Origin of the sequence: Enterobacter sp. RHBSTW-00318, from assembly GCF_014101375.1 — a bacterium.
Classification (GTDB): domain Bacteria; phylum Pseudomonadota; class Gammaproteobacteria; order Enterobacterales; family Enterobacteriaceae; genus Enterobacter; species Enterobacter ludwigii.
Genome location: NZ_JABXQH010000001.1, coordinates 1,656,004 through 1,678,530, shown reverse-complemented (window position 1 = coordinate 1,678,530; position 22,527 = coordinate 1,656,004). Strand labels below are relative to the sequence as shown.

Sequence of the window (22,527 nt, the reverse complement as noted above, 5' to 3'; positions counted from 1 at the left end):
ATGCTTGAATTAACGTCCATTTCTAAATCCTTTTCCGGTGTGCAGGTGCTCGACAGCTTAAACCTGAGCGTTGCGCCGGGGAGCCGGACGGCGATAGTCGGGCCGTCCGGGTCAGGGAAAACGACGCTGCTGCGCATTCTTGCCGGCTTTGAAACGCCGGACGCCGGGCGGATAGTGATGCAGGGCCGAACGCTGTTTGACGAAAACAGCTTTGTTCCCGCTCATCTGCGCGGCATTGGCTTTGTTCCCCAGGAGGGCGCGTTATTCCCGCATCTCAGCGTTGCAGACAACATTGCCTGGGGGCTGGACGGCACGCGCCACGAAAAGCGCCAGCGCGTAGAGGCGCTGATGGAGATGGTGTCGCTGGACAGGCAGCTCGCGACCCACTGGCCGCATGAGATTTCTGGCGGACAGCAGCAGCGTGTGGCGCTCGCCCGCGCGCTGGCTCAGCGTCCTTCATTGATGCTGCTGGATGAGCCGTTCTCGGCGCTCGATACCGGTCTTCGCGCCATGACCCGCAAAGCGACCGCTGACCTGCTGGCTGAAGCGGGCGTTGCCTCGATTCTGGTGACGCACGATCAAAACGAAGCATTATCTTTTGCCACCCAGGTGGCAGTAATGCGTTCCGGGCGCTTTACCCAGGTGGGTACCCCGTATGACGTCTACACTCAGCCCGTTGATGAAGAGACCGCGCTGTTTCTGGGCGACGCGGTGATCCTGCCCGCTCAGCTTACCGCCGGCCATGCGGTGTGCGCGCTGGGTGAGATACCCACCAACAATACGCATGCCACCGGGCAGGGCCGCGTCATGATGCGCCCTGAACAACTGCGCGTGACGGCGTGCGCGCCGCATGAAAGCCCGGTGTCGATAATTGATGTCGATTTTACCGGTCATTTGTCCACGCTCACCCTGGCGTTTGCCGGGCATCAGGAGCCTGTTGTTCTGAAGACCGTAAGCCAGCCTGGCTGGAATCCGGGTACGGCTGTGCGTATTGATGTTGCGGGAACCGCCCGCGTTTTATCGTTCTCCCGCCGCGCCTGAAAGACCGTCCCGGAAACGGGGCGGTTATGCCACGCTATCCCGTCCATACGTCCTCCTGCTTTCCCGCGCCTGTTAACCGATTTTCTCACGCAGTGACGTGCGTTTACGCTTGCCAATAATCATGTAATGCGTATAGTTCTCATTTGCATTGCACTTGATTACATTCTAAGGCCCGACAACGGGCCCTTTTTGCGCGCACGTTTAATGAGTTAATTATGAACAACACGAAAAGGCATAAAACGCTGCTGGCTCTCGCCATCGGCGCGGTCACGCACTCTGTCCTGGCGGCGGATGAAAAGAAAGAAGACACCCTGATTGTCCAGTCTGCGCCTGCCAGCGATTTTAAACCCGGCGGCGACCAGCTTGTGCCGGCGTTCCTTGACGGGCAGGTGGCGAACGGTGGACGCATGGGGATGCTGGGGCAGCAGAACGCCATGGACGTGCCGTTTAATATCATCAGCTACACCTCGAAGCTGGTAGAAGATCAGCAGGCGAAAACCATTGCTGATGTGGTCGCTAACGACGCGGGGGTGCAGTACGTTCAGGGTTACGGCAACAGCGCCGAAACCTTCCGTATCCGTGGCCTGAAGTTTGACGGAGATGACATGACCTTCGGCGGCCTGTCTGGCGTTCTGCCGCGTCAGGTGGTGGATGCGCAGATGGTCGACCGCATTGAGATTTTTAAAGGGGCAAACGCCCTGATGAACGGCGCGGCAAGTTCAGGCGTGGGGGGAATGATTAACCTTGAGCCGAAACACGCGGATGAAACGCCGCAGGCAAAAGTGGGCGTCGATTACACCTCTGATTCCCAGTTTGGCACCACGCTGGATGCGGGCCGTCGCTATGGCGACAACGACCAGTTTGGCGCGCGCGTGAACCTCGTCCATCGCGAAGGGGAAAGCGGGGTGCCCAACGATCGCCGCCGCACTACGCTGCTCTCCACCGGCCTCGACTACAAAGGCGACAATTTCCGCACCTCTCTGGATGTGGGGTATCAGAAGAAAACCTTCCATGGCAGCCCGACCAGCGTCAATATCTCCGCCGTGGATTTCGTGCCTGAACCGCCGAAAAACGATCGCAACTTCTCGCAGAAATGGGCCTACAGCAACATCGAAAATGAATTCGGGATGTGGCGCAGCGAGTACGACATTACCGATAACTGGACGGCCTATACCGGCCTCGGCGCACAGCACGCTCACGAAGAAGGGATTTACAGCGCGCCGAAGCTGCTGGATAAAAGTGGTAAGGCGACGGTCAGCCGTCTTGATACCAACCGCATCAGCGATTCCGTGAGCGGGATGGCGGGTATTCGCGGTAACTTTGCTACCGGCTTCGTAACGCATAAAGTCAACGTTGGTTACTCCGCGATGACCAAAAACGAAAAAATCGGCTGGAAAATGTCGTCGGCGGCGGATAACCCAACCACCAATATCTACCACAATACCGGTGTGGATATGCCGGATAGCTCCAGTTTCAACGGCTTAGGCGGAAATTACAGCGATCCGCTCACCAGCGGGCGTACCCGGACGCAGGGCTGGCTGTTGAGTGATACGCTGGGCGTGCTGGACGACAAACTGCTGTTTACCGCCGGGGCGCGTCATCAGAAGGTGGTCATTCGCGGATACAACAAAATTACCGGGCAGGAAAATAAAGCAGACGGTTTCGACGGCAGCCGCTGGATGCCTACCTACGGCGTGGTTTACAAGCCGTGGGAGGCGATCTCCCTGTATGCCAACCACACCGAAGCGCTGCAGCCGGGTCAAACAGCTCCCAACACCGCCACCAACTACGGGCAGAGCACCGGCATCGTTCACTCTAAGCAGAACGAAGTGGGCGTGAAGGCGGATTTTGGTCGCGTGGGCGGCTCCCTGGCGCTGTTTGAGATCAAAATGCCGTCGGCGATCCTCAACAGCAACGGTCATTATGGTCTTGATGCCGAGCAGCGTAACCGCGGCGTGGAGCTGAATGTGTTCGGTGAGCCCCTGCTGGGCGTCCGTCTGAACGCCAGCGCTACCTGGCTGCAGGCGGAGCTGACCAAAACCAACAACGGCCTCAACCAGGGTAATGATGCGATTGGCGTTCCGAATTTCTATGCTGTTCTGGGCGCAGAGTATGACATCAAACCGATTGATGGCCTGACCGCTACCGCGCGCGTGAACCACTCCGGCACGCAATACGCGGACCTGGCGAACACCAAAAAGCTGGACAGCTATACTACGCTGGATCTGGGTATGCGTTATCGCTTCGCCGTTAACCACAATCAAAATCAGATGACGGTGCGTGCGGGTATCGACAACGTGACCAATGAAAACTACTGGTCCAGCGTGGATGATTCAGGTACCTACATCACCCAGGGCGAACCGCGTACCTTTAAAGTCTCGGTGGGCTACGCATTCTGAGAACGCCGCTCGTTATCCGGGGCAGGGATGCCCCATTCCCTTGCTACCACCAGCCTGAAGTGTTAAAACGTGCCCCTTCTAAAAAAGAGACAGGGGTAGGGCGTGAAAGACGCGTCATCCGCTTCAGGCACCGGTAGCGCTGAAGCTTCGTCGGAACAGAATCCGACGCTGCAACGTGGTTTGCAAAATCGACATATACAGTTAATTGCCCTCGGTGGGGCTATCGGTACCGGGCTGTTTCTCGGCATCGGCCCGGCCATTCAGATGGCGGGGCCGGCGGTATTGCTGGGTTATGCCCTCGCCGGGATTATCGCCTTCCTGATCATGCGCCAGCTCGGCGAGATGGTCGTCGAAGAGCCTGTGTCAGGCTCGTTCGCGCACTTTGCGTATAAATACTGGGGCCCGTTTGCGGGGTTCCTCTCCGGCTGGAACTACTGGGTGATGTTTGTGCTGGTGGGGATGGCAGAGCTGACCGCCGCTGGCATCTACATGCAGTACTGGCTCCCGGATGTGCCCACCTGGATTTGGGCGGCGGCCTTCTTCATTATCATCAATGCCATCAACCTTGTGAACGTCCGTTTGTACGGTGAAACCGAGTTCTGGTTTGCGCTCATCAAGGTGCTGGCGATTATCGGCATGATTGGTTTTGGCCTGTGGTTGCTGTTCTCGGGTCATGGCGGTGAGCGTGCCACGATCGACAACCTGTGGCAGCACGGAGGGTTCCTGGCGACCGGCTGGAAGGGGCTTATCCTTTCGCTGGCGGTGATCATGTTCTCTTTCGGCGGGCTGGAGCTGATTGGTATCACTGCCGCTGAAGCGCGCGACCCGCATAAAAGCATTCCGAAAGCGGTCAACCAGGTGGTGTACCGTATTCTGCTGTTCTACATCGGTTCGCTGGTGGTATTGCTCGCGCTCTATCCCTGGGTTGAGGTGAAATCAAACAGCAGTCCGTTTGTGATGATTTTCCACGATCTCAACAGTAATGTGGTGGCCTCAGCGTTGAACTTCGTTATTCTGGTGGCGTCACTTTCGGTCTATAACAGCGGCGTCTACTCCAACAGCCGGATGCTGTTTGGCCTCTCCGTGCAGGGGAATGCGCCGAAGTTCTTAACCCGCGTCAGCCGTCGCGGCGTGCCGGTGAATTCTCTGCTGTTGTCCGGTGCGATCACCTCTTTGGTGGTGGTGATCAACTACCTGCTGCCAAAAGAGGCGTTTGGCCTGCTGATGGCGCTGGTGGTTGCCACCCTGCTGCTGAACTGGATCATGATCTGCCTGGCGCACCTGCGTTTTCGTGCCGCGATGCGTCGCAAGGGACGTGAGACGCAGTTTAAAGCGCTGCTTTATCCGGCAGGAAACTATCTCTGCATCGCTTTCCTCGGGTTGATCCTTGTGCTGATGTGCAGCATGGACGACATGCGGCTTTCCGCGATGTTGCTCCCGGTGTGGGTCATCTTCCTGTTTGTGGCGTTTAAACTTTCCCGCAAGCAATAATGCATGCCGTCCTCTCCCGGTGGGAGAGGGCGAGCTATCCGGTTTCCCATCCCAACGCGATAAACCTCTTTATCGTGACCCCTCTCCCAAATCTCTCCTGATCCACAGGATCTTTATTTTGTAATCGATTGCTTTTCATTTGAGGGTATTTGTAATCGATTACTTTTCTTGGGTGAGGCTCATTATGGTGTCAACAACTGAAAGTAGTGGAAAGGTGATAGCGCAGCACCGGCTGCTGGTTCCGCGTCTGTCGCTGATGATGTTTCTGCAGTTTTTTATCTGGGGTAGCTGGTCGGTCACGCTGGGTCTGGTGATGACCCAGCACAACATGTCGTTGCTGATTGGCGATGCGTTCTCCGCCGGGCCCATCGCCTCTATTTTGTCGCCGTTCGTGCTCGGGATGCTGGTGGATCGCTTCTTCGCCTCGCAGAAGGTGATGGCGGTAATGCACCTGGCGGGCGCGGCTATCCTGTGGTTCGTTCCGGGGGCGCTGATCGCTGAAAATGGTGCGCTGCTGATTGGCCTGCTGTTTGGCTACACGCTTTGCTATATGCCGACGCTGGCCTTAACGAACAACATCGCGTTTCACAGCCTGGCAAATGTCGATAAAACCTTCCCGGTGGTGCGCGTGTTCGGCACTATCGGCTGGATTGTCGCGGGGATCTTTATCGGCGTTACCGGCGTGGCCTCCAGCGTCACGATCTTCCAGGTTGCGGCGGCGAGCTCCGTGCTGCTGGCGATCTACAGTCTGACGCTGCCGCACACGCCCGCCCCGGCAAAAGGGCTGCCGGTCCAGGTTCGCGATCTGTTCTGCGCTGATGCGTTTGCCCTGCTGAAAACCCGCCACTTCCTGGTCTTTTCCGTCTGCGCAATGCTGATTTCCGTGCCGCTTGGCACCTACTACGCTTACACCGCCTCGTATCTGGCGGATGCCGGGATTGCTGATGTCAGCACCGCGATGTCGTTCGGCCAGATGTCAGAGATTGTCTTCATGCTGGTGATCCCGCTGCTTTTCCGCCGTCTGGGCGTGAAAGTTATGCTGCTGGTCGGCATGCTGGCGTGGTTTGTCCGTTACGCGATGTTTGCCATGGGGGTGAGTGAGGAGGGACGTTTCCTGCTCTATCTCGGCATCCTGCTGCACGGTGTGTGCTATGACTTCTTCTTTGTGGTGGGCTTTATCTATACCGACCGCGTGGCGGGCGAAAAGGTGAAAGGCCAGGCGCAGAGCATGATCGTGATGTTCACCTATGGCATCGGCATGCTGCTTGGTTCACAGATTTCTGGCGCGCTGTATAACCGTCTGGTGGCGGGACAGGCCGTGCCGCAGGCGTGGGTCACCTTCTGGTGGATCCCGGCGGTGGCGGCAGCGGTGATTGCGCTGATTTTCCTTCTCACGTTCAAATATGACGATGACAAGGCGTAACGTTCAGGAGGTGGTATGAGAACGATTAAGGGACCCGGTATTTTCCTGTCGCAGTTTATCAGCGCAGAAGCGCCGTTTAACTCGCTGGATGGGCTGGCAGGCTGGGCAGCAGGTAAGGGCTACAAAGCCGTGCAGATCCCCTGCAATCATCCGCACATTTTTGACGTGGAGAAAGCGGCTGAGAGCCAGACCTACTGTGACGACATTACCGGCACGCTGGCGGAGCACGGGCTGGCGATCAGCGAGCTGTCGACCCATCTGGAAGGGCAGCTTATTGCGGTGAACCCGGTCTACGGCGACGCGTTTGACCATTTCGCGCCGGCAGACGTGCGGGGTAACGACGCGGCCCGTCGGGCGTGGGCGACCAGCAAACTGAATCAGGCGGCGGCGGCCTCCGCAAAATTAGGCCTGACAGCGCACGCCACTTTTTCTGGATCGCTGGCGTGGCCATTTTTCTACCCGTGGCCGCCGCACAATGCGCAGCGTTTTCAGGACGCTTTCCAGACGCTGGCAACCCGCTGGCGGCCCATTCTGGACACCTTTGATGAGCACGGCGTCGATGTCTGTTATGAGCTGCATCCGGGGGAAGATCTGCATGACGGCGTGACGTTTGAGCGTTTTCTGGCGCTTGTGGACAACCACCCGCGCTGCAATATTCTCTACGATCCCAGCCATATGCTGCTTCAGCAGATGGACTACCTGACGTTTATCGATCTCTACCATGCGCGCATTAAAGCGTTTCACGTCAAAGATGCAGAGTTTCGTCCCAACGGGCGCAGCGGTGCATACGGTGGCTACCAGCCGTGGATCCATCGCGCGGGTCGCTTCCGGTCGCCGGGCGACGGGCAGATCGATTTCACCGGTATTTTCAGCAAACTGACCCAGTACGACTACGAGGGCTGGGCAGTGCTGGAGTGGGAATGCTGTCTTAAGGATGGCGATACCGGTGCCCGCGAAGGCAGCGAATTTATCCGTCGTCATATCATTCCGGTATCCGGGCGCGCGTTTGACCATTTCGCCGCGGGAGGCTGCCATGATTAACGTCGGGATTGTCGGCAGTGGCTTTATCGGCCCGGCGCACATTGAGGCGCTGCGGCGTCTCGGCAGTGTGCAGGTGGTCGCCCTGTGCGACAGCTCGCTTTCACAAGCGCAGGAAAAGGCGCGCCAGCTGAATGTGTCCCATGCTTACGGGAACGTTGAGGCGCTGCTCGCCCATCCGGATCTGCACGTGGTGCATAACTGCACGCCAAACCATCTGCACGCAGAGATTAACCGCCAGATTTTGCGGGCGGGTAAGCATGTTTTTTCCGAAAAGCCGCTGTGTATGACCCCGGAGGAGGCCCGCGAGCTGGTGGCACTGGCTGAGCAGGCGGGCGTGGTACACGGCGTCAGCTTTGTCTATCGCCAGTTTGCGATGGTGCGCCAGGCGGCCAGCATGAGGCGCGAGGGCAGTCTCGGTCGGCTGTTTGCCACGCATGGCAGCTACCTGCAGGACTGGATGCTGTTGGAAACCGACTACAACTGGCGGGTGGATGCCACGCTGGGCGGTGAATCGCGCGCGGTGGCGGATATTGGCTCCCACTGGTGCGACACGGTGCAGTTTGTGACCGGGCGGCGGATCACCGACGTGATGGCCGACCTCGCCATCGTCTGGCCAACGCGCAAGGCCAGTGCGGCGGGAAACCGGACCTTCACGGATGATCGCAGCGCGAACGATGAAGACAAACCGGTCACCACCGAAGATTTTGGCTCAGTGCTGGTGCGCTTCGACGATGGCAGCAAAGGCAGTTTTAACGTCTCGCAGGTCAGCGCCGGGCGCAAAAATCGGCTGACGTTTGAAATTAACGGCAGCGAACGGTCCGTGGCGTGGGATCAGGAGGTGCCGCAGCAACTCTGGATCGGCCATCGTACGCAGGCAAACCAGACCCTCTCCGACGATCCAAACCTGATGAACCGTGACGTGGCCGAAAGCGCCCATTTTCCCGGCGGACATATCGAAGGCTGGCCCGATGCCTTTAAAAATATGATGGCGCAGTTTTACCGCGCCGTGATGCAGGGGGAGATGCCGGCACAGCCGCTGTTTGCGACGTTCCATGACGGCGCGAACGTCATGTATATCATTGATGCGATAGTGAAAAGCCATCAGCAACAGCGCTGGGTGCGCGTTGCGTATTGACGCGTTGCCCGGTTCGCCGGGCAACGAATTTATGGTAGCCTGCATAAAACGTTAACCGCAGGAAGTGCCGTCGCTATGTCCATTCAGAAAATCGCTCAGCTTGCCGGGGTGTCCGTGGCAACGGTCTCCCGCGTGCTTAACAACAGCGATACCGTGAAAGCGAAAAACCGCGAACGCGTCCTGCAGGCGATCAAAGAGAGTAATTACCAGCCCAACCTGCTGGCGCGCCAGCTGCGGACTGCCCGCAGCTATATGATTCTGGTAATGGTGTCGAACATCGCTAACCCGTTCTGCGCCGAAGTGGTGAAAGGCATTGAAGAGGAAGCCGAAAAGAACGGCTACCGCATTCTGCTGTGCAACTCCGGCTCTGACATTGAACGCTCGCGTTCGGGGCTGAGTTTGCTGTCCGGTAAAATTGTCGACGGCATTATCACCATGGATGCCTTCTCAAAGCTTCCTGAACTGGCCGCCCTGATTGGCACTGCGCCGTGGGTGCAGTGCGCCGAATACGCCGATGCCGGTGCGGTCTCCTGCGTCGGGATTAACGATGTGGACGCCTCGCAGCATGCCGTCAGCCAGCTTGCCGACGGCGGGCGCGGGCGGATCGCGATGATTAACCACGACCTGAGTTATAAATATGCCCGCCTGCGCGAGCGCGGCTATAAGAGCGTTATCCACCTGAAAGATCTGGCTTACCAGGCGGTGGAATACGCCAGCGATCTCAGCTTCAGCGCCGGAATAGCGGCGATGCAAAATCTGCTGAAGGAAAACCCGCCTGACGCGGTCTTTGCCGTTTCCGATACCCTGGCGGCAGGCGCATTGCATGCGATCCAGCAGGCGGGATTACGCGTGCCGGAAGACATTGCGGTAGTCGGGTTTGACGGTACGGAACTGGCGGAGATGATTTCGCTCACCACCATCGAACAGCCGTCGCGGGATATTGGGCGCAAGGCGGTCGATTTGTTGTTGAATAAAATCGATAACCCGGATGCGCCCACAGAAAGAGTGATGATGGACTGGCGCTTTATCTCCCGCGCCAGCGCCTGATTATTTCGCTATTACGCCAGCCAGCGAGCGAATATCGTTTCCGGTCGGAGACTGATGAATACGCAGACCAAATTCATCCACCACCGCGAATATATGGTCGAAAATATCGGCCTGAATCGCCTCATATTCCGCCCAGACGACCGTGTTAGTGAACGCGTATATTTCAACTGGCAGCCCGTTAGCTTCTGGCGCTAACTGGCGAACCATCAGCGTCATATCTTTACGGATCCGCGGGTGATTACGCAGATATTCATTTAAATAGGCGCGGAAGGTTCCAATATTGGTCATTTTGCGCAGGTTCAGCACCGATTCGCCTTCACCGTTTTCCTGATTCCAGAGCGAAATTTCTTCGTGACGCGCCGCCATGTACGGCTTAAGCAGCTTCGCCTGAATCAGCTGCTGTTGCTCCTGCTCGTCGAGGAAGTGGATGCTGGTGGTGTCTATATTCAGGCTACGCTTGATGCGTCTCCCGCCGGAGGCCGACATGCCGCTCCAGTTGATAAAGGCATCAGAGACCAGCGCCCAGGTCGGAATGGTGGTGATGGTGTTGTCGAAGTTGCGCACCTTCACGGTGGTCAGGCCGATGTCTGTGACCGTGCCGTTGGCTCCGTATTTTGGCATCTCCAGCCAGTCACCGAGTTTAAGCATGTCATTGGCGGAGAGCTGGATCCCAGCGACAAGCCCGAGGATGGGGTCTTTAAACACCAGCATTAACACCGCAGCCATGGCGCCCAGGCCGCTAATCAGAATGGCTGGCGACTGACCAATCAGCAGCGAGATAATTAAAATCCCCACCAGAATAGCGCTCACCAGTTTTATCCCCTGGAAGATGCCCTTCAGCGGGAGCTGCGAGGCTGTCGCCATCTTTTGCGAAAGATTGAAAATGACGTCCAGCAGCGAGAAGAACGAGAGCAGGGCATACACCATCACCCACAACTTTGCGCAGGTGGTGAGCATTTCCGCGGCTTCGCTGCCTTTTTGCAGCCACAGTACCGCCTGAACGTTGACAATTATCCCCTGCAGGGTAAAAGCGACGCGGTGAAATAGCTTGTTCTGGGTAATGATTTGCAACCATAAATGGCTGCTGGCCTGTGCGCGCTTCTCAAAGGCCCGCAGGACCACTTTGTGCAGAATAAAATGAACGATGAGTGCGGTAAGAAAAATAATACCAAAGATAATCACTAAAGAGGTGGTGTGATTAATTTCAATGCCTAACTCTTCAACCTGAGCAATTAGTTCCTGCATAACGTCTCCTGTATTGATGCAGCCCCATAATGGCGGCTGCGGATCTATTATGCAAATTCGTCAGGGTTATTTGACGGCGTGGCAGGTCGTCACCACCGGCAGGCACAGGTGATGGCGAACCCGCAGCGTCGCCAGCGCGAGGATCACCATCAGGCCAGTTTCCACCGCGAGGAAGAGGGTGATCGCCTGGGTGTAATCTCCGTGATGATTTTGCAGACCGTGCAGCAAAATCGCGCCAAAGATGGCCGGGCCGAGTCCAAGTGCCGCCTGCTGCAGCGTGCTCAAAATGGCGCTCGCCGCCCCGGCGTCATCAGGCTGAATATCGCGCATGCCAATACGATAAAAACTGTTCACGATCAGCGCCTGACCGTAGCCGACCAGCCCGGTCGCGGGTGCCAGCGTCAGCGCGGTATTGTGCATTCCCCAGAGGCGGAAGGTGACAATCAGTGCCAGCAGGCCCGCTATCTGGATCGCCAGACCGGTCAGCAGAATGGTACTGGTGCTGTAGCGGGCAATCAGACGCGGGGCAAACCACGCTGAAATAAAGTAGGTGACACCCAGGGCGATAAAACTGTTGCCAGACTGCCACGGCGCCATCCCCAGACCGGTTTGCATGGTTAACGCCATGCAGAACATAAAGCCGGACCAGACGCTAAAAAAGAGCAACGCAATCAGCACGCCAAAGCGGATACTGCGCAACTGCAGCAGGCGCGGCGGGATCAGCGGATGCGCATCGTCCCGCTCTTTTTTGCGGGGGTTAAGGGCCATTAACCCGGCAAGCGGAATAATGGCGATGAGCGCGACCTTAAGCGGCCAGGACCAGTGCCACTGCGGGCCAAGCGCCATCGGGAACAGCAGGCAGCAGAGGATGATCGCCAGCAGGACGGTGCCCGTCCAGTCAATGCTTGATGGCGTGTCGCGGCGGGTTTCCGGCACGTAGCGGCGGCTCATGGCCAGCACCACCAGACAAATCGGCACGTTGATAAAGAAGGCGTTACGCCAGCCGAGGCCGGCAATGTCCGCCGATACCAGCCAGCCTCCGCCCATCTGGCCGACGATAAACGCGATGCCGCCGATGCCGCCAAAGAGGCTGATGGCCTTCGCGTGGGCCGTGCCTTTCAGCGTTACGTGCAGGGTGGCGAGAATTTGCGGCATGATCAGCGCCGCGCCAGCCCCCTGAAGAATACGGGCGCCCAGCAGTTGTTCAATGTTGCCTGCCATTCCGCACAGCAGTGAGGCCAGGCCAAAGCTCGCCACGCCCCACATGAAAAGACGTCGGCGGCCAAGGTTATCCCCCAGCTTGCTGCCGAGGGCAAGGCAGACGGCAAAGGCCACACCGTAAAGGGCCACAATTAATTCCAGCTCGGTGGCCGTAGCGTGCAGCGAATGGGTGATAGCATCCAGCGCCACGTTGGTGATTGAGGTATCAATCAGCGGCAGCATCTGGCCGGTTAACAGCAATATCAGGCCTGCACGGCCCGGTGAAACGACTGACGTATTCATGGTAACTCCATTGCGTCATTCAACAGATGGTCGTAGCATCAACGATCTGATAAACGGGTACCAGTTCTTGCTTATACTGGTACTGGCACTACCATGCAGGGGGATTTATGGCGCTGATGTCTGAACCCGTCGTCTCGCTCAAGGATGACACCCGAAAACAACTTGGTGCGTTTTTACGCGCCCGACGCGAAAGCCTCGATCCACAGCGGCTCGGCCTGCCGCGCAGCGGTCGACGCCGCACGCCCGGGCTGCGCCGTGAAGAGGTGGCCCTGCTGGCGGACGTCGGGGTGACCTGGTACACCTGGCTTGAGCAGGGCAGGGACGTCAATCCGTCCAGCGCGGTGATGGCCGCCGTGGCAAAAGCGCTGCAATGTACCCCGACCGAAGCGCGCCATCTTTTTGTGCTGGCCGGGCTACCGCCGGGTGAAGCACCGCAGGCCACCTGCTGTGAAGGGATCAGCGAAGGCACGCGCCGCCTGCTTGATACGTTAATGCCGAAACCGGCCAGCATTCAGAAACCCAATTTCGACATCGTGGCGTGGAACGACAGCTTTGGTCATCTGATGGGGGTCGATTTCAATGCGATCCCCCCGGAAGACCGCAACTGTATTTATCTGTTCCTCACCCACCCGGCATGGCGCGCCCGTCTCGGCAGACGTGACGATGTGCTGCCCGTTTTTGTCTCCTATTTCCGGGCGGCGATGGCCGAGCACCGGGGTGACCCGCTGTGGGAAGCCAAACTGGCGCGCTTCTTTGCGGTGTCTGAGGAGTTTAAAAATCTGTGGCATCAGCGCAATGACGTGCGCGGTGTGGAAAACCAGCTCAAGTTGTTTACCCATCCTGAGCTTGGGGAATTTACCCTGCAGCAGATGTACTGGTACTCTGCTCCACGAAACGGTTCCCGGTTGCTGGTGTATCTGCCAGTAGATGAAGCCGGGGAGAGAGCAATGGAATGGCTGACGGAGCAGGCAAAATGAAGGTTACCGGCAAACAGGAGCGGCTGCTACGCCGCGCACTCAACGAGTGGCAACAGGAAGGCACATTAACCGCTGACGACCACCAGCGGCTGGCCGGTACGCTTCAACGCGTGACCATGGACTGGCAGCGGCTGAGCCGCTATGCCTTCTGGACGGCACTCGCCTGCGTCATTATCGCCATCGGCAGCCTGTTCTCGGACAGCGAACTGATGGCGCGCATTATCGAATTCTTCGCTTTTTCCTCCCTTGCCCGCATCGGGCTGCCGGCGCTCCTGGCCGTGCTGTTTTATTTGTGGGGCTTTAGCCGCCAGCGGCGGGAGACGCAGTGGCATTACAGCACCGAAGCGATTTTGTTCCTCGGAGTCTTGTTCACCGCCATCGCGCTCTGGCAGCTGGGTGAACGGCTGGATAATGGCAGCGGCCACATCGCACCCCTGTTCCTGGCCGGCTGTGCCGTCTATGGTCTGGTAGGCTTTTTCGGCCGCTCCGGGCTGGTCTGGCTGTTCTTCTTGCTCTCGCTTGGCAACTGGTTTGGCGCGGAGACGGGCTATATGTCCGGCTGGGGTGCTTACTGGCTGGGGATGAACTATCCGGTGCGCTTTATCTTTTTCGGCGGCGCGCTGCTGGCCCTGTGCTGGATCCTGCGTGCTGTGCTGCAGTCCCGTCATCTCTACACCACCAGTAAAGCGATGGGGCTGACGTATCTCTTTGTCGCCCTGTGGATCATGTCGATATTTGGTAATTACGATATCGATAACTGGTACAGCGTGACCCAGGCCTCGTTGCTGCCGTGGGCGCTGCTGTTTGCGGTGGCGGCGGTTCTCTGTATTTACGTCAGTCTGAAAACCGACGACGGCATGCTGCGCGGGTTTGGCCTGACGTTCCTCGCCATTAACCTCTATACCCGCTACTTCGAATACTTCTGGGATGGGATGAACAAGGTGGTGTTCTTCCTGATTCTGGCGGCGTCGCTGGCGGTGATAGGGCGGTATGCGGAGCGGATCTGGCATGCCGGGCGTGCGGAGAAGTAAGTTTTGCGCGTGTTTATCGGGAAGACGCAGAAAACGCTGTCTGCGTGAGATGCTGACTCAATGGCGAAACCAGGCAGATGACGCGTGATTGAAAACGGGCCGCAGTTGCGGCCCGTTTGTCTTAGCACTCGGTCACAATCGTGCTCAGCGGCAGGCGAGATTTTGGCAGCGCGGCGTTGAAATCTTCCACGCTGTGGTGTCCAACCGGGACCACCACCAGGCTGGTGAAGCCTTTCTCTTTCAGGCCAAACTCTGCGTCGAGAATGGCGGCGTCAAAACCTTCAATGGGTACGGCATCCAGGCCCAGCGCGGCCACGCCTAACAGGAAGTTACCGACGTTGAGGTAAACCTGTTTCGCCATCCACTGGTCGTCATCTTTCAGATCCACGCGGTGCATGTCGGCGAAATAGCAGCGACCTTTGTGATTCGCCGCTTTTGCTTCTGGGGTGTTGAAGCGACCGTCGGCCTCTTCCTGATCGACGACGCGCTCAAGCCACGCATCGTCCATGGCGGTTTTCGCGCAGAACACCACCACATGAGAGGCGTCCATCATTTTGCGTTCGTTGAACACGTAAGTGCCTGCCGCAGATTTGGCCACGCGCGCTTTACCTTCCTCAGTGCTGGCAATAATAAAATGCCACGGCTGGGAGTTCGTGCTGGACGGGCTGTACTGCAGCAGGGTTTTGATCTTCTCCGCTTCTTCAGCGGTCAGTTTCTTGCTTGGGTCAAACGCCTTGGTGGAGTGGCGTTTCAGGGCAACGGAAATGATATCCATAACAACTCCTGGTGATAAAGTTCGCCCGCGTGCGGGCGCGAAAAGGAGTGCAGATTACCGTGCGAAGCGGGAAAAGATAAGTGCATTTTGAGCGCTTAATCTGTTCGTCTCAGACGAACAATCAGCGCGGCCTGATCCATTTCTGGTCTTTTTTCGGCAGCTTATCGACGACCAGATTCCAGGAATCGTTGATGAGATCGGCCACCAGTTCCGGCGTAACATCGTCGGTGCCGTAGAGTGAAATCCAGTGTTTTTTATTGAGATGATACCCCGGCTCAACGCCGCGGTAGATCTGCTGGTTTAACAGGGATTTTTCCGGATCGGATTTCAGGCTGACATGCGGTCGCCCGTGAGCAACCGCAACAATCATGAAAATTTTGCCACCCACTTTAAACACATCAAATTCCGGCCCGAACGGCCAGCAGTGTTCGGTGAACGGCAGTTCCAGCGCCACGCGTTTGGCGTGTTCCTGCAGCGATTTACTGTCCATCAATATCCTCGGAGGCGAGTCCACGCCACATGGCTTCAAAGCCCAGCGCTTTAAAATCGACGGCGCGGGACGGATCGCGGGTGGCAAATTCCATGGTGGTTTCGGCAAGCGATAAGAACATGGCATCACCAAAGGTACGAAACTCATCGGACATAAATACCGGACGCACTGCGCGACGGCACAGTTCATGCAATTCCGGGAACATCTCCTGCACGGCCTGCTCCGTTTCGGCGCTGATCTTCTCGCTGACGCCAAGCTGGCGAATGGCGGCGTGAGCGACAGGATTACGGATGCCCCAGTCCACGTAGCTGTTCCAGATATTGCGGGTATGTTCTTTGGGAAGGGTGAGCGTGCGATCAAGCTCCGCCAGCATCGTCTGGCAGAGATCCTGCTTCAGGTGCAGATAGAGGGCATTCAGCAGATCGTCTTTGGTAGCAAAGTAGCGGAACAGTGTGCCTTCAGCGACGCCCGCGTTCCGGGCAATTAAGGCCGTTGAGGCGGCAATACCTGACTGTGCAAATGCAGCGGTTGCTGCGTCCAGTAAGGCCTGTTTTTTATCTTCACTCTTCGGACGTGCCACTAAATTGTTCCTCCTGTCAATTGTAAAAACCTTGATTGAAACACGTGCTTTGACAGGCTGCAACGCGCAATGTCAAAGATCGAAAACGTCTTGACGACTTTATCATCATATCTATAATGAGTGCTTACTCACTCATAATCAAGTTCAACCCGCGTAAACCATCGGATGGGGCGCGTTTTCGGGTCAGGATATGAAAAAGCCTCTATTCATCTGCGTGGTGTTCGTCATGATTATTGCTTCAGCTGCGAGTTTACCTTTTGTCCTGAATCCTGGATTTGGCCAGCCACCGCAGGGTGCGCAGCTTACCGAAGTGGAGGCCTCCCCGCAGTATCGCGACGGGAAATTCCACAATACGTTGCCGACACCGGGCTTCACCGGCGAGCAAAATATGCTGGTGGCGTGGTGGCAATTTCTGACCCGCAAAACCGAAAATGCCCGTCCCGCGCAGCCGCTGCCGCTGGTGAAAACCGATCTCGCCAGTCTGCCGCTGGAGCAGGACACGCTGGTCTGGCTCGGTCACTCGTCGTGGTATATGCAGCTGGCGGGTAAACGTATTCTGATTGACCCGGTACTCAGCAACTATGCCGCGCCGTTCTCGTTCCTCAATAAAGCTTTTGCGGGCGAGTATCCCTGGCATGCGCAGAACATGCCGGAGATCGACCTGCTGATCATCTCCCACGATCACTACGATCATCTGGATTACGCCACCATCAGGGCGTTACTGCCGAAGGTGAAACGTGTGGTTACCCCGCTGGGCGTTGGATCTCATCTGCGCTACTGGGGCATGAAGCCGGAAATTATCGACGAACGCGACTGGAACCAGTCGGTGCGCATCAGTGATGACTTAACGGTGCACGTCCTGCCGGCACGTCACTTCTCCGGACGCGGGATTAAACGCGATCAAACCCTGTGGGGGAGCTTTATGTTCGTCACGCCGGCGCAGAAGGTTTATTACAGCGGAGACTCCGGTTACGGTCCGCACTTCAGGGCCATCGGTGAGCAGTTCGGCGAGGTGGATTTAGCCATCATGGAAAACGGCCAGTACGATCGGGACTGGAAGTACATTCACATGATGCCGGCGGAAACGGCGCAGGCGTCGGCTGACCTTAACGCGAAAGCTGTCGTGCCCGGTCATAACGGACGCTTTGTGCTGGCGAAACACACCTGGAACGATCCGCTGATCCAGCTGGCGCAGGCCAGCAAAGATAAAAATTATCGGCTACTGACGCCGGAGCTGGGTGAACCTGTTCACGTGAGTGATACCACGCAAACCTTTCGTGAGTGGTGGGAATAATGTTTAAGCGAGAAGCAGAGGGGGAGAGCAGTATGACCATTTCCGCTCAAGTCATCGACACCATCGTCGAGTGGATCGACGACAACCTGCACCAGCCATTACGTATCGAAGAGATCGCCCGCCACGCGGGTTACTCGAAATGGCATCTGCAGCGTTTGTTTATGCAGTATAAGGGCGAAAGTCTCGGGCGTTACATTCGCGAACGCAAGCTGCTGCTGGCAGCGCGTGACCTGCGTGAATCGGACGAGCGTGTCTACGATATCTGTTTGCGCTACGGCTTTGATTCGCAGCAGACGTTTACGCGTATCTTTACCCGTACCTTCAACCAGCCGCCTGGCGCGTACCGCAAAGAGAACCACAGCCGGACACACTGAACGTGTCGTTATGCAGAAATCCGACCGGGTAAGGCGCAGCCGCACCCGGTTTTTTTTACTTACGATGCCAGTGAAAACCAGCGACGCCAGACGAAACGCAGGATGAAGAATTCGAGGGCGCCAAGCAGTAAAAACCACACGCAGAACAAAATGGTGTACAGCTGGTTAAGATCGACCATGTGGAAGATCGTCATCAGCTTTTTCGCCAGCACCAGCCCAAGCGACGGCGCAGGTAACAGCAGGCTGGAGAGCAGGGCCATCAACAAAATGCCCCCCGCTGTGAGCAGCGATTCTAACGGGTGTTTCATCTTAATGTTAATCGTCAGTTAAAAATGTCATTGTCCGGCATCGCGGAACGTAAAGCAATATAAACCCGGCAGACGTTTTTTGTTAAATCAAATGCACTTTTCTGCGAATAAATAACAGAAAGAGAATAATCTTTCAGAAGCGATTAAATTATTATCGCGTTATGTAAATAAATGTCCTTGTCATGCAAATAATTTTACAAACATATAAGTGCTATATCCAATTAACGTGGCAATAACAATGGCTGCGACAATGTATAACGCCAGGCGGCGTGCGCGATAAATACCAAACATGGTTCCTCCTCGTTTAGCGTTGGTTTAGAAATATTTTGTAAAAATCATCGTATTCGAATAATATTTATTAGTTTTGAATATCCCGGCAGTAATTATATTGCGGTAGATCAATTTTACCCGCAAGCCTTAAAAATGAATTTATTAAAGCCAGAAAGGAATTCAGGCTTCCGTCCACCGTATATTGAAGGAAAAATACGATGACCAAAAAAAATCTCTCTCAGAACATGCCACCTGCTGGTGGGCAGGCGTATCAGCAGACCGTTGAGCAAGTGCTTGCTAACAAGCAGAGCCAGGCAAATGGCCTCGACCGTGCTGAAGCGCAGGCACGTCTGCATCAATATGGCCCTAACGCGTTGCCGGAGAAAAAAGGCAAGCCCGCCTGGCTACGTTTTCTCGCCCATTTTAACGATGTACTGATTTACGTTCTGCTTGCCGCGGCGGTATTAACCGCGGTTATGGGCCACTGGGTCGATACGCTGGTTATCCTCGGTGTGGCGGTAATCAACGCGTTAATTGGCCATATTCAGGAAAGCAATGCGGAAAAATCCCTGAAGAGTATTCGCAATATGCTCTCCAGCGAAGCGCGCGTCATTCGCAATGGCAATCATGAAGCGCTACCGACAACTGAAATAGTCCCGGGCGATATTATTGTATTACGCGCGGGCGATCGTATTCCGGCGGATATGCGTTTAATCGAAGCGCATAATTTACGCGTGGAAGAGGCTATTCTGACCGGCGAATCTACCGTGGTGGATAAACACATTAATCCGCTGACCGGTGAATTACCGCTGGGCGACCGCACTAACCTGGTCTTTTCCGGTACGACCGTGAGTGCAGGGGGCGGCATTGGCGTGGTCATTGCCACCGGGCAAGAGACTGAACTTGGCCACATTAACCAGATGATGGCGGGTATTGAAAAGCATCGTACGCCGCTGCTGGTGCAGATGGACAAGCTGGGGAAAGCGATCTTCGCCATTATTCTGGCGATGATGGCGGCACTGTTTGTCTTCAGCCTGGTGTTCCGCGAAATCCCCATGGGCGAGCTGCTGCTCTCTCTGATTAGCCTGGCGGTCGCCTCCGTGCCGGAAGGTCTGCCAGCCATTATTTCTATCATCCTTTCTCTTGGCGTGCAGGCGATGGCACGCAAGCGGGCGATTATCCGCAAGCTGCCAACGGTTGAAACCCTGGGGGCGATGACCGTGGTCTGCTCGGATAAAACCGGCACCCTGACCATGAACGAGATGACGGTGAAAGCCATCATTACTGCCGACAGTTGCTACCGCGTGGACGGTAACAGCTACGAGCCGGTGGGGAACATTTACCTGGAAGGCAGCGACGAGCCGATGCAGATCCAGCCGGGCACCGTGCTGGAGCAGTACCTGCGCACTGTCGATCTCTGTAATGACAGCCAGCTGATTCAGGATGAACGCGGTCTGTGGGGCATCACCGGTGGGCCGACCGAAGGGGCGCTGAAGGTGCTGGCGGCGAAGGCGCATCTTGAGCCGGTGATGACCACCCTGATTAACAAGATCCCGTTCGATTCGCAGTACAAGTACATGAGCACCCACTATCAGATTGGTCACGAGGAGCACATCCTGATTACCGGCGCGCCGGACGTGATTTTCGCGCTGTGTAAACAGCAGCAGGCCCGTAACGGCGCTGAAGCGTTCGACCGCGCTTACTGGGAAACCGAGATGGAGCGCTATGCACGTCAGGGGCTGCGTATGGTTGCCGCGGCGTTCAAGCCGGCGAACGGTGAGCAGGCGCTGACGCATGACGATCTGAATCACGGGCTGATCTTCCTCGGTATTGCCGCAATGATGGATCCACCGCGTCCTGAAGCGATTGATGCGATTCATGCCTGCCAGCAGGCCGGGATCCGCGTGAAGATGATCACCGGGGATCACCCGCAGACGGCAATGAGCATCGGCCAGATGCTCGGGATCACCAACAGCGAGCAGGCGGTGACGGGTTACCAGCTGGAGAAAATGGACGACGCTGAGCTTGCAGACGCCGCGGTGAAATATGACATTTTCGCCCGTACCAGCCCGGAGCATAAGCTGCGCCTGGTGAAAGCCCTGCAGGACAAGGGTGAGATCGTGGGCATGACCGGCGACGGTGTGAATGACGCTCCGGCGTTGCGCCAGGCGGACGTGGGCATCGCAATGGGCATCAAAGGCACCGAAGTGACCAAAGAGGCGGCGGACATGGTCCTGACCGACGATAACTTCGCCACCATCGCCAGCGCGGTAAAAGAGGGGCGTCGCGTTTACGACAACCTGAAGAAAACCATTCTGTTCATTATGCCGACCAACCTGGCGCAGGGGTTGCTGATTGTTATTGCGCTGCTGGCAGGGAACATTATCCCGCTGACGCCGGTACTGATTTTGTGGATGAACATGGCAACCTCCGCCACGCTCTCCTTTGGCCTGGCCTTTGAAGCCGCTGAGCGCAACATCATGAAGCGTCCGCCGCGTCAGACCGGACAGCACGTGATGGATGCGTACGCCGTATGGCGCGTGGCCTTTGTCGGGACCATGATTGCCATCGCCGCTTTTGCGCTGGAAGCCTGGCTGGCACCGCGCGGCCACAGCGCGGAGTTCATCCGCACCGTGCTGCTGCAGATGCTGGTCTGCGCCCAGTGGGTATACATGATTAACTGCCGCAACACTGAAGGGTTCTCCCTGAACCGTGGCCTGCTGGCGAACAAAGGGATTTGGCTGGTCACAGGCGTGTTGTTCCTGCTCCAGGCGGCAATCATCTACCTGCCGTTTATGCAGATGCTTTTCGGCACGGAAGCGCTGCCTCTGCGCTACTGGTTCGTCACGCTGGCGGTAGCCGCGGTGATGTTCTTCGTTGTTGAAATCGAGAAGCGACTGACCCGCAGGTTCCGTAAGGCTGCATAACCTTTTGCCCTCACCTTAACCCTCTCCCGCCGGGAGAGGGGATGCTGACCTCCCTTTCATTGGGCAGAGGGCTGGGGTGAGGGAAGCACATCAGAGGTACATCCCCATGAAATTCCCGCTCCTGTTTGTCCTCCTCGCCCTCTTTCAACCCGCGTTTGCTGCTGCCATTCCGGTTCGCGTGGCGGTTGTGGAGCAAACGACCCACGCCGCTGAACGGCACGTGCCTGGCCGCATTGAAGCCATTCATTCCGTCGAGATAAAAGCGCGCACGGAAGGCGTGATTACCCAGGTTCATTTTCGCGACGGACAATACGTGAAAAAAGGTGACGTGCTGTTTGAGCTGGACGATGCCGAGCCACGCGCCGCCGTGCGTCTGGCACAGGCTGAGGTAAAGAGCGCGGAAGCCACGCTGCGTCAGGCGCAGCAGCAGCTTTCACGCTTTGAAAGCCTGGGCAACAGCAATGCCATCAGCCGTCACGACGTGGATAACGCGCGCATGCAGCGCGATGTCGCCAGCGCTGCGCTGGAGCAGGCGAAAGCTCGCCTCGAAACCCGTAACGTGACGCTGGCGTACACGCGCATCACATCGCCGATTGATGGCCGAGTGGGGCACAGCCAGTTCCATGCCGGCAGCCTGGTGAACCCGTCAAGCGGCGTGCTGGTGGATGTCGTGCAGCTTGATCCGATCCGTATCGCCTTTGCGCTGGAAGAGGGGGCGTTTGCCACCAAAGCCGGACAACATGCGGATATCAGCGCCCTGAAGCGCGCCTGGCAGGCGCGGATTGACAGCAATGGTCAGCGCCTGAGCGGTGAACTGACCTCCGTGGACAATCGTATCGACCCGCGTACCGCCAGCGTGATGCTGCGCGCTGAATTTGCCAACCCGCGCCATCAGCTGCTGCCGGGCGGCAATGTGAATGTCTACCTGCGTCCGGCAAGCGCGCAGCCGGTGCTGACAGTGCCCGCTGCGGCGGTACAGCAAAACGGCGAGGGATTCTTTGCCTGGGTGGTTAACGCAGAAGGCAAAGCCGAAAAACGCCCGCTGAAGATTGCCGGACAGATTGGCCAGCAGTTTGAGATTTCATCCGGCTTACATCCCGGTGAGCGAGCGATCACCGACGGTGCCCAGCGCGTACAGCCTGGCGCAGCCGTCCAGATACTGAATTAAGGAGCCAT

General features: G+C 57.0%; 19 protein-coding genes. 13 read left to right on the top strand and 6 right to left on the bottom strand.

The window, feature by feature from the left end; genetic code table 11:
* The 7 genes from HV157_RS08385 (at window position 1) to HV157_RS08355 (ending at window position 9,577) form a co-directional block, all read left to right on the top strand.
* The gene (locus tag HV157_RS08385; protein ID WP_025204783.1) at window positions 1-1,041 is read left to right on the top strand and encodes an ABC transporter ATP-binding protein; all 1,041 of its coding nucleotides are present in this window, start codon (window positions 1-3) and stop codon (window positions 1,039-1,041) included.
* Between the two features lie 215 nt (window positions 1,042-1,256).
* Window positions 1,257-3,440 carry a TonB-dependent siderophore receptor gene (locus HV157_RS08380; protein WP_182268308.1) on the top strand — a complete coding sequence of 728 codons (2,184 nt, stop codon included), beginning with the start codon at window positions 1,257-1,259 and terminating at the stop codon, window positions 3,438-3,440.
* A gap of 102 nt (window positions 3,441-3,542) precedes the next feature.
* On the top strand, window positions 3,543-4,931 hold the full coding sequence (gene pheP, locus HV157_RS08375; RefSeq protein WP_059306883.1) for a phenylalanine transporter: 1,389 nt from the start codon (window positions 3,543-3,545) through the stop codon (window positions 4,929-4,931).
* A gap of 184 nt (window positions 4,932-5,115) precedes the next feature.
* Entirely contained in the window at window positions 5,116-6,354 is a 1,239-nt protein-coding gene (locus HV157_RS08370) for an MFS transporter (RefSeq protein ID WP_041162456.1), read from the top strand.
* Window positions 6,355-6,369: 15 nt separating this feature from the next.
* Window positions 6,370-7,395 carry a sugar phosphate isomerase/epimerase gene (locus HV157_RS08365; protein WP_182268309.1) on the top strand — a complete coding sequence of 342 codons (1,026 nt, stop codon included), beginning with the start codon at window positions 6,370-6,372 and terminating at the stop codon, window positions 7,393-7,395.
* Complete coding sequence (locus HV157_RS08360; protein WP_182268310.1) at window positions 7,388-8,530, top strand: Gfo/Idh/MocA family oxidoreductase; 1,143 nt, start codon at window positions 7,388-7,390, stop codon at window positions 8,528-8,530. The genes HV157_RS08365 and HV157_RS08360 overlap by 8 nt, the downstream gene beginning before the upstream one ends.
* 75 nt (window positions 8,531-8,605) lie before the next feature.
* Complete coding sequence (locus tag HV157_RS08355) at window positions 8,606-9,577, top strand: LacI family DNA-binding transcriptional regulator (protein ID WP_073395654.1); 972 nt, start codon at window positions 8,606-8,608, stop codon at window positions 9,575-9,577.
* On the opposite strand, the gene HV157_RS08350 is transcribed toward HV157_RS08355, so the two are convergent.
* Both HV157_RS08350 and HV157_RS08345 read right to left on the bottom strand, forming a co-directional pair.
* Window positions 9,578-10,822 (bottom strand): mechanosensitive ion channel family protein, encoded by a 1,245-nt coding sequence (locus tag HV157_RS08350; RefSeq protein ID WP_014168964.1) that lies wholly within the window; start codon window positions 10,820-10,822, stop codon window positions 9,578-9,580.
* 66 nt (window positions 10,823-10,888) lie between these two features.
* Window positions 10,889-12,325: an MFS transporter gene (locus HV157_RS08345; RefSeq protein ID WP_182378457.1), complete on the bottom strand. Its 1,437-nt coding sequence runs from the start codon at window positions 12,323-12,325 to the stop codon at window positions 10,889-10,891.
* 107 nt (window positions 12,326-12,432) lie between these two features.
* On the opposite strand from HV157_RS08345, the gene HV157_RS08340 reads away from it, so the two are divergent.
* Both HV157_RS08340 and HV157_RS08335 read left to right on the top strand, forming a co-directional pair.
* Complete coding sequence (locus HV157_RS08340) at window positions 12,433-13,302, top strand: helix-turn-helix transcriptional regulator (RefSeq protein ID WP_014168966.1); 870 nt, start codon at window positions 12,433-12,435, stop codon at window positions 13,300-13,302.
* Complete coding sequence (locus tag HV157_RS08335; RefSeq protein WP_032677584.1) at window positions 13,299-14,333, top strand: hypothetical protein; 1,035 nt, start codon at window positions 13,299-13,301, stop codon at window positions 14,331-14,333. Before HV157_RS08340 ends, HV157_RS08335 begins: the two co-directional genes overlap by 4 nt.
* 121 nt (window positions 14,334-14,454) lie before the next feature.
* Here the strand turns inward: HV157_RS08335 and nfsB are convergent, their stop codons facing one another.
* From nfsB to HV157_RS08320, 3 genes are all read right to left on the bottom strand, one after another.
* Window positions 14,455-15,108 carry an oxygen-insensitive NAD(P)H nitroreductase gene (gene nfsB / locus HV157_RS08330; protein ID WP_040016828.1) on the bottom strand — a complete coding sequence of 218 codons (654 nt, stop codon included), beginning with the start codon at window positions 15,106-15,108 and terminating at the stop codon, window positions 14,455-14,457.
* Window positions 15,109-15,229: 121 nt separating this feature from the next.
* Window positions 15,230-15,598 carry an MmcQ/YjbR family DNA-binding protein gene (locus HV157_RS08325; protein ID WP_020885135.1) on the bottom strand — a complete coding sequence of 123 codons (369 nt, stop codon included), beginning with the start codon at window positions 15,596-15,598 and terminating at the stop codon, window positions 15,230-15,232.
* Window positions 15,588-16,178, bottom strand: coding sequence for a TetR/AcrR family transcriptional regulator (locus HV157_RS08320; protein WP_020885134.1), 591 nt, complete (start codon window positions 16,176-16,178; stop codon window positions 15,588-15,590). Before HV157_RS08320 ends, HV157_RS08325 begins: the two co-directional genes overlap by 11 nt.
* Window positions 16,179-16,368: 190 nt before the next feature.
* On the opposite strand from HV157_RS08320, the gene HV157_RS08315 reads away from it, so the two are divergent.
* Both HV157_RS08315 and HV157_RS08310 read left to right on the top strand, forming a co-directional pair.
* Entirely contained in the window at window positions 16,369-17,472 is a 1,104-nt protein-coding gene (locus HV157_RS08315; protein WP_020885133.1) for an MBL fold metallo-hydrolase, read from the top strand.
* A gap of 32 nt (window positions 17,473-17,504) precedes the next feature.
* The gene (locus tag HV157_RS08310; protein ID WP_020885132.1) at window positions 17,505-17,846 is read left to right on the top strand and encodes a RamA family antibiotic efflux transcriptional regulator; all 342 of its coding nucleotides are present in this window, start codon (window positions 17,505-17,507) and stop codon (window positions 17,844-17,846) included.
* Window positions 17,847-17,905: 59 nt separating this feature from the next.
* On the opposite strand, the gene HV157_RS08305 is transcribed toward HV157_RS08310, so the two are convergent.
* A complete protein-coding gene (locus HV157_RS08305; protein WP_182268312.1) occupies window positions 17,906-18,154 on the bottom strand; it encodes a DUF1158 family protein in 249 nt (82 codons plus the stop codon).
* Window positions 18,155-18,642: 488 nt separating this feature from the next.
* Here HV157_RS08305 and HV157_RS08300 point away from each other — a divergent pair, with 488 nt between their 5' ends.
* The gene (locus HV157_RS08300) at window positions 18,643-21,351 is read left to right on the top strand and encodes a cation-transporting P-type ATPase (protein ID WP_182268313.1); all 2,709 of its coding nucleotides are present in this window, start codon (window positions 18,643-18,645) and stop codon (window positions 21,349-21,351) included.
* 106 nt (window positions 21,352-21,457) lie between these two features.
* Entirely contained in the window at window positions 21,458-22,519 is a 1,062-nt protein-coding gene (locus HV157_RS08295) for an efflux RND transporter periplasmic adaptor subunit (protein WP_104440481.1), read from the top strand.
* The last annotated feature ends 8 nt before the right edge of the window (window positions 22,520-22,527 follow it).